This is a genomic window from Lacinutrix sp. Bg11-31, from assembly GCF_002831665.1.
Taxonomy (GTDB): Bacteria; Bacteroidota; Bacteroidia; order Flavobacteriales; family Flavobacteriaceae; genus Lacinutrix.
On record NZ_CP025118.1, the window covers coordinates 262,108 to 275,218 of the forward strand.

Genomic DNA, 13,111 nt, shown 5'->3' on the forward strand with positions numbered 1-13,111 from the left:
AATTATTTAAAATGGCAAAAGAATTAGGCAAAGTAGTCAAATTACAAGTAAGGGGAGGTGCAGCGAATCCGTCGCCACCGGTTGGACCCGCTTTAGGTGCTGCTGGTGTTAATATCATGGAATTCTGTAAGCAGTTTAATGCTAGAACCCAAGATAAAGCTGGTAAAGTTTTACCAGTTGTGATTTCTGTTTACAAAGACAAATCATTTGATTTTGTAATCAAAACTCCTCCAGCTGCAGTACAATTATTAGAAGCGGCCAAAGTGAAAAAAGGATCAGGTGAACCTCATGTACGTAAAGTAGCTAAGGTAACTTGGGATCAGATAAAAGCAATTGCGGAAGACAAAATGGTAGATTTAAATGCCTTTGAAATCGGTTCAGCAATGAAAATGATCGCAGGTACTGCAAGATCTATGGGTATAACTGTTAAAGGTGGTGAAGCACCTAATTAACCTAAAAAGATTTTAAAATGGCAAAATTAACAAAGAAACGTAAAGAGGCTGTTGCAAAGCTAGAAAAGGATAAAGTATATTCTTTACAAGAAGCTTCAACACTTATAAAAGAAATTAGTAACACTAAGTTTGATGCTTCAGTCGATTTAGCTGTGCGTTTAGGAGTAGATCCTAGAAAAGCAAACCAAATGGTTAGAGGTGTTGTATCTCTTCCACATGGTACAGGTAAAGACGTTAAAGTATTAGCATTAGTAACTCCAGACAAAGAAGCAGAAGCAAAAGAAGCTGGTGCAGATTTCGTTGGTTTAGATGAGTACCTTGATAAAATTAAAGGTGGTTGGACAGACGTAGACGTAATCATTACTATGCCAAGTGTTATGGGTAAGTTAGGTCCTTTAGGACGTGTATTAGGTCCTCGTGGTTTAATGCCTAATCCAAAAACAGGTACAGTAACTATGGATGTTGCAAAAGCTGTTACAGAAGTAAAAGCTGGTAAGATTGACTTTAAAGTTGATAAAACTGGTATTGTTCACGCTTCAATCGGAAAAGCATCTTTTAGTGCTGATAAGATTTTAGATAACGCAAACGAATTATTAACAACATTAATGAAACTGAAGCCAACTTCTTCAAAAGGAATTTATGTAAAAAGCATTTTTATGTCTTCTACAATGAGCCCTAGTATTGCAGTTGATACAAAAATCGGTTAGTAGTTAAATAACTTTTATTATGACAAGAGAAGAAAAATCACAAGTTATTGAAGAATTAACTGCACAATTAGCCGATAATGCTAATATATATTTAGCTGATATATCAGGCTTAAATGCAGGAACTACTTCAGATTTACGTCGTGCTTGTTTTAAAGCAAACGTAAAATTAGCAGTTGTAAAAAATACATTACTTGAAAAAGCAATGGAAGCTTCAGACAGAGAGTTTGGAGACCTACCATCAACGCTTAAAGGTAATACATCAGTAATGTATTCTGAAACTGGAAATGCTCCAGCGAAAGTTATTAAAGCTTTCCGTAAGAAATCAGAAAAGCCTTTATTAAAAGGAGCTTTTATTGAGGAAACAGTATACATCGGAGATGATCAACTAGATATGTTAGTTGATATCAAATCTAAAGAAGAATTAATAGGAGATATTATTGGATTATTACAATCTCCTGCTAAGAATGTTATTTCTGCACTTAAATCTAGTGGACAAATACTTTCTGGGATTCTTAAAACATTATCTCAAAAAGAGGGATAATTTAAATAGTACGCACTTTACACTTAAATATTAAAAATTAAAAAATTATCACAAAATGGCAGATTTAAAGGATTTCGCAGAACAGTTAGTTAACCTTACAGTTAAAGAAGTAAATGAGTTAGCAACTATATTAAAAGATGAATACGGTATCGAGCCTGCTGCTGCTGCAGTAGCAATGGCAGGACCAGCTGCAGGTGGAGGAGACGAAGCTGAAGCTCAAACTGAATTTGATGTAATCTTAAAAGCAGCAGGTGGCGCTAAGTTAGCTGTTGTAAAATTAGTTAAGGAATTAACTGGATTAGGATTAAAAGAAGCTAAAGGTTTAGTTGATGATGCACCAAGTGCAATCAAAGAAGGTGTTACTAAAGATGAAGCAGAAGCTCTTAAAACTCAATTAGAAGAGGCAGGAGCAGAGGTAGAACTTAAGTAAGTATTACCAATAATTTTTACAAAGGTTTAGGTCTTGAGAATACTCTCAACGACCTAGACCATTTGTCGTATATAGGTAGTACCTATATACAAGTATTTTTTTTTAATCAAAATTTCGTCCATTGATGTTAGTAACACAAGCTGAAAGATTAAATTTCTCGTCTATTGTAAATAGAACCGAATATCCAGATTTTATGGATATCCAAATAAAATCCTTCCAGGATTTTTTCCAACTTGAAACAAAATCTGAAGAAAGAGGTAATGAAGGATTGTATAACACCTTCATGGAGAACTTTCCAATCACAGATACTCGTAATCAATTCGTTTTAGAATTCTTAGATTACTTTGTCGATCCACCAAGATATGCTATTGATGAGTGTATAGAGAGAGGACTTACATATAGCGTTCCATTAAAAGCAAGGTTAAAACTTTACTGTACAGACCCTGAACATGAGGATTTCGAGACCATTGTTCAAGATGTGTATTTAGGAACAATACCTTACATGACACCTTCCGGTACTTTTTGTATCAATGGTGCAGAACGTGTTGTAGTATCTCAATTACATAGATCTCCAGGTGTATTCTTCGGACAATCTTTCCATGCAAATGGAACAAAATTATATTCAGCAAGAGTAATTCCTTTTAAAGGATCTTGGATTGAATTCGCTACAGATATCAATCAAGTGATGTATGCGTATATCGATAGAAAGAAAAAATTACCTGTTACTACTCTATTCAGAGCCATCGGTTTTGAAAGAGATAAAGACATTTTAGAGATTTTCGATTTAGCCGAAGAGGTTAAAGTATCAAAATCTGGACTAAAGAAAATATTAGGTCGTAAGCTTGCTGCACGTGTATTAAATACATGGCATGAAGATTTCGTTGATGAAGATACTGGTGAAGTAGTATCTATTGAGCGTAACGAAATTGTGCTTGATCGTGATACAGAATTAGATAAAGATAATATTGAAGAAATCATTGAAGTTGGTGTAAAAACTATTCTTTTACATAAAGAAAGTGCACAACAAGGTGATTACGCAATTATACATAATACGCTTCAAAAGGATCCAACTAACTCGGAGAAAGAAGCAGTAGAACATATCTATAGACAATTACGTAATGCTGAGCCGCCAGATGAGGAGACAGCACGTGGTATTATAGATAAATTATTCTTTAGTGATCAACGTTACTCTTTAGGAGAAGTAGGGCGTTATAGAATGAACAAAAAATTACAGTTAGATATTGGTATGGATAAGCAAGTGCTTACCAAAGAAGATATTATAACTATTATAAAATATTTAATTGAGTTAATAAATTCTAAGGCAGAGATTGATGATATCGATCACTTATCTAACCGTCGTGTTCGTACAGTAGGTGAGCAATTATCTTCTCAGTTTGGTGTTGGTTTAGCACGTATGGCTCGTACTATTCGTGAACGTATGAACGTTCGTGATAACGAAGTCTTTACACCTATAGATTTAATTAATGCTAAGACGTTATCGTCTGTTATTAATTCATTCTTTGGTACAAACCAATTATCTCAATTTATGGATCAAACGAATCCTCTTGCAGAGATTACGCACAAGCGTCGTCTATCAGCATTAGGACCAGGTGGTTTATCAAGAGAAAGAGCAGGTTTCGAAGTACGTGATGTTCACTATACACACTACGGACGTTTATGTCCTATTGAAACTCCTGAAGGTCCAAACATTGGATTAATTTCATCATTAGCTGTATACGCGAAAGTGAATTCTATGGGATTCTTAGAAACGCCTTACAGAAAAGTAACAGATGGTGTTGTAGATATAAAAAATACTCCTGTATATTTAAGTGCAGAGGAAGAAGAAAATATGATGATTGCCCAAGCTACTGTTAAGGTAGATGACGATGGTAAGATTCTTGATGATAAGGTTATTGCAAGACAAGAAGGAGATTTTCCTGTAATTGAACCTACAGCTGTAAATTATACAGATGTAGCACCAAATCAAATTACTTCTATATCAGCATCTTTAATTCCTTTCTTAGAACATGATGATGCCAACCGTGCATTAATGGGATCTAACATGATGCGTCAAGCAGTTCCATTATTACGTCCGCAAGCACCAATTGTTGGAACAGGATTAGAAAGACAAGTTGCATCAGATTCTCGTGTATTAATTAATGCAGCTGGAGAAGGTGTTGTAGAATATGTTGATGCTAACGAGATTATTATTAAGTACGAACGTACCGATGATGAAGCTAAAGTAAGTTTTGAAAGTGATACAAAATCTTATCCTTTAGTAAAATTCAGAAAAACAAACCAAGGAACTTCAATTAACTTAAAGCCAATCGTTAAGAAAGGTGATAAAGTTAAAAAAGGTCAAGTTTTATCTGAAGGTTATGCAACTCAAAAAGGAGAATTAGCTTTAGGAAGAAATATGAAAGTAGCCTTTATGCCTTGGAAAGGGTATAACTTTGAGGATGCAATTGTAATTTCTGAAAAAGTAGTTCGTGAAGATATATTCACTTCTATACATATAGATGAGTATTCTTTAGACGTAAGAGATACAAAATTAGGTAACGAAGAATTAACTAACGATATTCCTAACGTTTCAGAAGAGGCTACTAAAGATCTTGATGAGAATGGAATGATTCGTATTGGTGCAGAGGTTAAACCTGGAGATATACTTATTGGTAAAATTACTCCAAAAGGAGAAAGTGATCCTACACCAGAAGAAAAGTTATTACGTGCTATCTTTGGAGACAAAGCAGGTGATGTAAAAGATGCTTCTTTAAAAGCATCTCCATCATTACATGGTGTAGTAATTAACAAAAAGTTATTTGCTCGTGCAATTAAAGATAAGCGTAAAAGAGCTCAAGATAAAGAAGATATCTCTAAATTAGAAGGTATTTATAATGCTAAGTTCGATGATTTACAAGCTGTTTTAGTAGAAAAACTTTTCACTATAGTTAATGGTAAAACATCACAAGGTATCTTTAACGATTTAGGAGAAGAAGTTTTACCAAAAGGTAAAAAATTCACTTTAAAAATGCTAAATGCTGTTGATGAATATACTCACTTAACTGGTGGTACATGGACAACAGATGACCATACAAATAAATTAGTTGCAGATTTAATTCACAACTACAAGATTAAGGAAAATGACTTACAAGGTTCTTTACGTCGTGAGAAGTTTACAATTTCTGTAGGAGATGAATTACCAGCAGGTATCATTAAATTAGCTAAAGTTTACATCGCTAAGAAACGTAAACTTAAAGTTGGTGATAAAATGGCAGGACGTCACGGAAATAAAGGTATTGTTGCACGTATTGTACGTCAAGAAGATATGCCTTTCTTAGAAGATGGAACTCCTGTAGATATCGTATTAAATCCATTAGGTGTACCATCTCGTATGAACATCGGACAGATATATGAAACTGTATTAGGATGGGCTGGACAAGATCTAGGTCGTACTTATGCAACACCAATTTTTGATGGAGCAACTATTGAACAAATTAACGAATTAACAGACGAAGCTGGAATACCTAGATATGGTCATACATATTTATACGATGGTGGAACAGGAGAACGTTTCGATCAGCCAGCAACAGTTGGTGTAATCTACATGCTTAAGTTAGGGCATATGGTAGACGATAAGATGCACGCGCGTTCTATAGGACCATACTCATTAATTACACAACAACCATTAGGTGGTAAAGCACAATTTGGTGGTCAGCGTTTTGGAGAGATGGAAGTATGGGCACTAGAGGCTTATGGAGCATCTGCAACATTAAGAGAAATCTTAACAGTAAAATCTGATGATGTTGTCGGTAGAGCTAAAACTTACGAAGCAATCGTAAAAGGTGAACCAATGCCAGATCCAGGATTACCAGAATCTTTCAACGTACTTATGCACGAATTGAAAGGACTAGCATTAGACATTAGATTAGAGGAGTAAAAAATAGTTTACAGTGTTCAGTCAGCAATAACTACTGCGACTGAATACTGAATACTGAAAACTATAAAGAAATGGCAAGAAAGCAAGATAAGAATACAGTACAGAGATTCAACAAAATCTCAATTGGTTTAGCATCACCAGAGTCTATTTTAGCAGAGTCTAGAGGTGAGGTTTTAAAGCCAGAAACTATTAATTATCGTACACATAAACCAGAAAGAGATGGTTTATTCTGTGAGCGTATTTTTGGTCCTGTAAAAGACTACGAATGTGCTTGTGGTAAATATAAAAGAATTCGCTATAAAGGTATTGTTTGTGACCGTTGTGGTGTAGAAGTAACAGAAAAGAAAGTACGTAGAGATAGAGTAGGTCACATTAATTTAGTGGTACCTGTTGCTCATATCTGGTATTTCCGTTCTTTACCAAATAAAATAGGTTATTTATTAGGATTACCATCTAAGAAATTAGATATGATTATTTACTACGAACGTTATGTAGTAATACAAGCAGGTAATGCTAAAAATGCTGAAGGAGAGCCAATTCAAAAAATGGATTTCCTTACTGAAGAAGAATATCTAAATATTTTAGAAGAACTTCCTCAAGATAATAATTATTTAGAAGATTCAGATCCTAACAAGTTTATAGCTAAAATGGGTGCTGAGTGTTTAATCGATTTATTAGCACGTATAGATTTAGATTCTTTATCTTTTGAATTACGTCACAAAGCAAACACAGAAACGTCTAAACAACGTAAAACTGAAGCGTTAAAGCGTCTTCAAGTTGTAGAAGCTTTACGTGAGTCTAACTTAAATAGAGAAAACCGTCCAGAATGGATGATCTTAAAAGTTGTGCCAATTATTCCGCCAGAATTAAGACCTTTAGTGCCTTTAGATGGTGGACGTTTTGCAACTTCAGATTTAAATGATTTATACCGTCGTGTAATTATACGTAACAACCGTCTTAAGAGACTTGTAGAGATTAAAGCTCCAGAAGTAATCTTACGTAACGAAAAACGTATGTTACAAGAATCTGTAGATTCATTATTAGATAATACACGTAAGTCATCTGCAGTAAAAACAGATTCTAACAGACCGTTAAAATCTTTATCAGATTCACTTAAAGGTAAGCAAGGACGTTTCCGTCAAAACTTACTTGGTAAGCGTGTTGATTATTCTGCACGTTCGGTAATTGTAGTAGGACCAGAGTTGAGATTATTTGAATGTGGTCTTCCAAAAAATATGGCTGCAGAACTTTACAAGCCATTCATCATTCGTAAATTAATCGAAAGAGGAATTGTAAAAACGGTAAAATCAGCTAAAAAAATTATAGACAAAAAAGAGCCAGTAGTTTGGGATATTTTGGAAAGCGTCCTTAAAGGGCATCCAGTATTACTAAACCGTGCGCCTACGCTTCACCGATTAGGTATTCAGGCCTTTCAGCCAAAACTTATTGAAGGTAAAGCAATACAATTACACCCATTAGCGTGTGCAGCTTTTAATGCCGATTTTGATGGAGATCAAATGGCAGTGCATTTACCGTTAGGACCAGAAGCTATTTTAGAGTGTCAAATGTTAATGTTGGCATCTCATAATATCTTAAATCCAGCAAATGGAGCTCCAGTAACAGTACCATCTCAGGATATGGTACTTGGTCTTTATTATATGACTAAGTTACGTACATCAACACCAGAAGTTAAAGTAAAAGGTGAAGGCTTAACATTTTATTCTGCAGAAGAAGTAAACATTGCTTACAATGAAAAGCGTGTAGACTTAAACGCACAGATTAAAGTACGTACAATAGATTTTAACGCAGAAGGAGAATTAGTTCCTCAAATTATAGAAACTACAACAGGTCGTGTACTTTTCAACGAAAAAGTACCAGCTGCTGCAGGTTATGTTAACCAAGTATTAACTAAAAAATCTCTTAGAGATATTATTGGTGATATTTTAAAATTAACAAGTGTTCCTGAAACTGCAGATTTCTTAGATGAAATTAAGACATTAGGTTATCTATTTGCATTTAGAGGTGGATTATCATTTAGTTTAGGAGATATTATTATCCCGCCAGAAAAGCAATCTATGATTGATGCTGCCAATACGAAAGTAGACGGTATTAAAGCAAATTATAACATGGGACTTATAACAAACAACGAACGTTATAACCAAGTTATTGATATTTGGACATCAACAAATGCAGAATTGACAGAATTGTCAATGAAACGTATTAGAGAAGATCAACAAGGATTTAATTCGGTGTTTATGATGCTTGATTCTGGAGCGCGTGGATCTAAAGAACAGATTCGCCAGCTTACAGGAATGCGTGGATTAATGGCTAAGCCTAAAAAATCTACAGCAGGAGGAGGGTCTATTATTGAAAATCCAATTTTATCTAACTTTAAGGAAGGTCTTTCAATTTTAGAATACTTTATTTCTACTCACGGTGCACGTAAAGGTCTTGCCGATACAGCACTTAAAACTGCCGATGCAGGTTATTTAACGCGTCGTCTAGTAGATGTATCTCAAGATGTAATTGTAAACAGTGTAGACTGTGGTACATTAAGAGGTGTAGAAGTTTCTGCTCTTAAGAAAAATGATGAAGTTGTAGAGAAGCTAGGAGCACGTGTTTTAGGACGTATTGCACTTAACGATGTATATAACCCATTAACAGAAGAATTAATAGTAGAAGCAGGTGAGTTAATTGAAGACGATATTGCTGCGGCAATTGAAGCCTCTCCTATTGATGCTGTAGAAGTACGTTCACCATTAAGTTGTGAAGCTAAAAAAGGAATCTGTGCTAAATGTTACGGAAGAAACTTAGCAACTAACAAAATGGTTCAACGTGGTGAAGCAGTAGGTGTTGTAGCAGCACAATCTATTGGAGAACCAGGTACACAGTTAACACTTCGTACATTCCACGTAGGTGGAATTGCAGGTAACATTTCAGAAGAAAATAACTTCGCAGTTAAATTTGACGGAGTTGCCGAAATTGAAGAATTAAAAACTGTAAAAGGTACTGATAAAGATGGAAATGATTTAGACATCGTTATATCTCGTACATCAGAACTTAAGTTAATAGATAAGAAAACAGGTATTACATTAAGTACAAATAATATTCCTTACGGTTCAACTATATTCGTTAAGGATGGAGATAAGCTTAAAACAGGAGATGTTGTTTGTGAATGGGATCCATATAACGGTGTAATTGTTTCAGAATTTGCAGGAAAAGTGAGATATGAAAATATCGAGCAAGGTGTTACTTATCAAGTAGAAATTGATGAACAAACAGGTTTCCAAGAAAAAGTAATTTCAGAATCTAGAAACAAGAAAATAATACCAACACTTATTGTTGAAGATAGTAAAGGTGAAGCAATTCGTTCTTACAACTTACCAGTAGGTGCACACATCATGATTGATGATGGAGAGAAAGTTAAGATTGGTAAAGTCTTAGTTAAAATTCCTCGTAAATCTTCAAAAGCAGGTGATATTACTGGTGGTTTACCAAGAGTAACAGAATTATTTGAAGCTCGTAACCCTTCTAATCCAGCAGTAGTAAGTGCAATTGATGGTGTTGTTTCTTTCGGAAAAATTAAAAGAGGTAACCGTGAGATTATTGTAGAGTCTAAGTTCGGAGATATTAAGAAATACTTAGTGAAGTTATCAAGTCAGATTCTTGTTCAAGAAAATGATTTTATAAAAGCAGGTATGCCTTTATCTGATGGTTCTATTACACCAAACGATATCTTAAACATAAAAGGACCAGCAGCTGTACAACAATACTTAGTGAACGAAGTTCAAGAAGTATACCGTTTACAAGGTGTGAAGATTAACGATAAGCATTTCGAAGTTGTTGTAAGACAAATGATGCGTAAAGTGAGAATTATTGACTCTGGAGATACTATTTTCTTAGAAGATCAATTAGCACATAAAGCTGATTTTATCGAAGAAAACGACGCTATTTTTGGTAAAAAAGTTGTAGAAAATGCAGGAGATTCTACAAACTTAAAAGAAGGACAGTTAATAACGGCTTTCGAATTAAGAGACGAGAATTCTTTATTACGTCGTGAAGATAAAGCATTGGTACAAGCAAGAGATGTAAAACCAGCAACGGCAACTCCAATACTTCAAGGTATTACGAGAGCATCGTTACAAACTAAATCGTTTATTTCTGCGGCATCGTTCCAGGAAACAACGAAAGTACTTAACGAAGCAGCAGTAGCAGGTAAGATTGATACTTTAGAAGGTCTTAAAGAAAATGTAATTGTAGGACACAGAATTCCAGCAGGAACAGGAATGCGTTCTTACGAGAACATTATTGTAGGATCTAAAGAAGAGTTTGATCAAATGATGCAAGCTAAACAAGAGGTTAACTACAATTAGTAGTAGTTATTCCTGCGCAGGCAGGAAGCTTCTTAAATTGAAACGAGAGTTTTAAATAATATTAGAAAAGTCCTGCTATATAATAGCAGGACTTTTTATTTTAATATAATCATTCAGTTTCCTCCTTGTTGAGATAACTATCGAGAGCTAAACAAATTAATAGGAACTATAAAACATAAAATATGGCAGATAATAAAGACAATAAACCGAAACAAAATCAAATTAACATAGAATTAGACGAAAAAGTAGCTGAAGGAACGTATTCTAATCTTGCAATTATTAATCACTCTGTATCAGAGTTTGTTGTAGATTTTGTTAGTATTATGCCTGGAACACCAAAAAGTAAGGTAAAATCTAGAATAATTTTAACGCCTCAACACGCAAAACGATTATTAAAAGCTTTAGGAGAAAATGTACAAAGATTTGAAAAAGCACATGGAGAAATAAAAGATTACGAACAACCTCCAATACCATTAAATTTTGGACCAACAGGTCAAGCATAATAATTTCATAATTTGTCCATAGAGTCTTAATTATTTAATGTGCTAAAAATATATTTTTAGCACATTAAATAATTAAGACAATGAGGTCAAGTATAAAAAAACCTCTAAATAGAATTTAGAGGTTTTTTTACTAAAAGAACAAGTTATAATTAAAATTGATAATAAAGTAGTAATCTATAATTAAAATTGATTTTTGTAAAAAGATTAACTTCTATAGAGGTGTTTATTTTTAAAAATCAATTTTAATTATAGAATGTAGTGTTTAGTGTTTAAAACCTCTTAAAAATCTTTAAAATCGATTTCAGCTATTCGTATTCTGAAACATAGTGAAATTTCACTGTTGGATATTTTTGTTGTGTCATTTGTAGAGAAAAAGAAGAATCAGCCAAAAATACTAGTTTACCACTTTTGTCTTTAGCTAAATAGCGTTGTTTTACTCTTAAAAACTCTTTATATTCATCATTTTTTGGATCTTCAGGTTCAATCCAACACGCTTTAAATACATTTAGGTTTTCATAGGTGCATTTTGCTCCATATTCATGTTCTAATCTATACTGTATCACTTCATATTGTAAAGCACCAACGGTACCAATTACTTTCCTTCCATTTAATTCTAAAGTAAATAATTGGGCAACACCTTCATCCATTAATTGATCAATTCCTTTATATAGTTGTTTAGATTTTAATGGATCAGCATTGTTAATATACCTAAAATGTTCTGGAGAAAAACTAGGAACTCCTTTATAATTTAAAATTTCTCCTTCAGTTAAAGTATCTCCAATTTTAAAACTTCCAGTGTCTTGTAATCCAACTATATCACCAGGGTAAGAGATGTCTACAATCTCTTTTTTCTCAGCAAAAAAAGCATTAGGACTAGAGAATTTAACCTTCTTATTATGTCTCACATGTAAATAAGGAGTATTTCTTTTAAATTCTCCAGAGACTATTTTTACGAACGCTAATCGATTTCTGTGGTTTGGATCCATGTTGGCATGAATTTTAAAAACAAAACCAGTAAACTTATCCTCATCTGGTTTTACTAATCGTTCTTCACTTTGTTTAGCTCTTGGTTTTGGTGCTATTTCAACAAAACAATCTAATAATTCACGAACACCAAAGCTATTTAAAGCAGAACCAAAAAATACAGGTTGTAGTTTACCATCTAAGTATTCTTGATTGTTAAAATCAGGGTATATTCCTTGAACTAATTCTATTTCTTCTCTTAATTCATTAGCAGCTTTGTCACCAACTAAAGTGTTTAATTCTTCTGAAGCTAAGTCAGATACCTCTATAGTTTCCTCAATGTTCTTTCTACTATCTCCACTAAATAAGTTTATATTCTTTTCCCATATATTATAGATACCTTTAAAATCGTAACCCATTCCAATAGGGAAACTTAATGGCGTAACTCTTAGCCCTAATTTTTGTTCAATTTCATCTAATAACTCAAATGCATCTTTACCTTCCCTATCCATTTTATTAATAAAAATAATCATAGGTATGTTACGCATACGGCAAACTTCAACTAGTTTTTCGGTCTGTTCTTCAACACCTTTTGCAACATCTATAACAACAATAACACTATCTACTGCTGTTAGTGTTCTAAAAGTATCTTCAGCAAAATCTTTGTGACCTGGAGTATCTAAAATGTTTATTTTTATACCATCATATTCAAAAGCTAAAACAGAGGTAGCGACAGAGATTCCACGTTGGCGTTCAATCTCCATAAAATCACTAGTAGCACCTTTTTTTATCTTATTACTTTTTACTGCGCCAGCTTCTTGTATAGCACCACCAAAAAGAAGTAACTTCTCAGTAAGTGTTGTCTTTCCTGCATCTGGATGCGAGATAATACCAAATGTTCGCCTTCTCTTAATTTCGTCTAAAAATTTCATTAAAAATAGATTTTTTGCAAATATAGTTGTATTAAAAATACTAATGAATTTTAATTTATTTTATGCACTTTTAATATGTTTTAAGGCTTTAGTTTTATAATATAATTGCTCGTTTTTTGTTATTAAATTAAGATTTCGTGTAAGATTTGTTTGTTACACGTGTGAAAATTTGTTTTTCAGCGTTTAATTTCGCGTTTTGACTAATTAATTTAAATATTCAGGCGCTTCTTTGTCTACTACAATATATTTAAAATATTTTTGCGTGATATAATT

At 33.5% G+C, this 13,111-nt stretch carries 8 protein-coding genes; 7 read left to right on the forward strand and 1 reads right to left on the reverse strand.

Features of this window, described 5'->3' with window-relative positions; translation table 11 throughout:
- Positions 1-11 precede the first annotated feature (11 nt).
- From rplK to CW733_RS01265, 7 genes are all read left to right on the forward strand, one after another.
- Positions 12-452 carry a 50S ribosomal protein L11 gene (gene rplK / locus CW733_RS01235; protein WP_055448229.1) on the forward strand — a complete coding sequence of 147 codons (441 nt, stop codon included), beginning with the start codon at positions 12-14 and terminating at the stop codon, positions 450-452.
- A 17-nt stretch (positions 453-469) separates the two neighbouring features.
- Positions 470-1,159 carry a 50S ribosomal protein L1 gene (rplA, locus tag CW733_RS01240; RefSeq protein ID WP_100994942.1) on the forward strand — a complete coding sequence of 230 codons (690 nt, stop codon included), beginning with the start codon at positions 470-472 and terminating at the stop codon, positions 1,157-1,159.
- 19 nt (positions 1,160-1,178) lie between these two features.
- Complete coding sequence (rplJ, locus tag CW733_RS01245; protein ID WP_100994944.1) at positions 1,179-1,700, forward strand: 50S ribosomal protein L10; 522 nt, start codon at positions 1,179-1,181, stop codon at positions 1,698-1,700.
- A 55-nt stretch (positions 1,701-1,755) separates the two neighbouring features.
- Entirely contained in the window at positions 1,756-2,130 is a 375-nt protein-coding gene (rplL, locus tag CW733_RS01250; RefSeq protein WP_100994946.1) for a 50S ribosomal protein L7/L12, read from the forward strand.
- Between the two features lie 124 nt (positions 2,131-2,254).
- On the forward strand, positions 2,255-6,067 hold the full coding sequence (gene rpoB, locus CW733_RS01255) for a DNA-directed RNA polymerase subunit beta (protein ID WP_100994947.1): 3,813 nt from the start codon (positions 2,255-2,257) through the stop codon (positions 6,065-6,067).
- 71 nt (positions 6,068-6,138) lie between these two features.
- Positions 6,139-10,440, forward strand: coding sequence for a DNA-directed RNA polymerase subunit beta' (gene rpoC, locus CW733_RS01260; protein WP_100994949.1), 4,302 nt, complete (start codon positions 6,139-6,141; stop codon positions 10,438-10,440).
- Positions 10,441-10,622: 182 nt separating this feature from the next.
- Complete coding sequence (locus CW733_RS01265) at positions 10,623-10,943, forward strand: DUF3467 domain-containing protein (RefSeq protein ID WP_100994950.1); 321 nt, start codon at positions 10,623-10,625, stop codon at positions 10,941-10,943.
- 305 nt (positions 10,944-11,248) lie between these two features.
- On the opposite strand, the gene CW733_RS01270 is transcribed toward CW733_RS01265, so the two are convergent.
- Positions 11,249-12,838, reverse strand: coding sequence for a peptide chain release factor 3 (locus CW733_RS01270; RefSeq protein ID WP_100994952.1), 1,590 nt, complete (start codon positions 12,836-12,838; stop codon positions 11,249-11,251).
- Between the last annotated feature and the right edge of the window lie 273 nt (positions 12,839-13,111).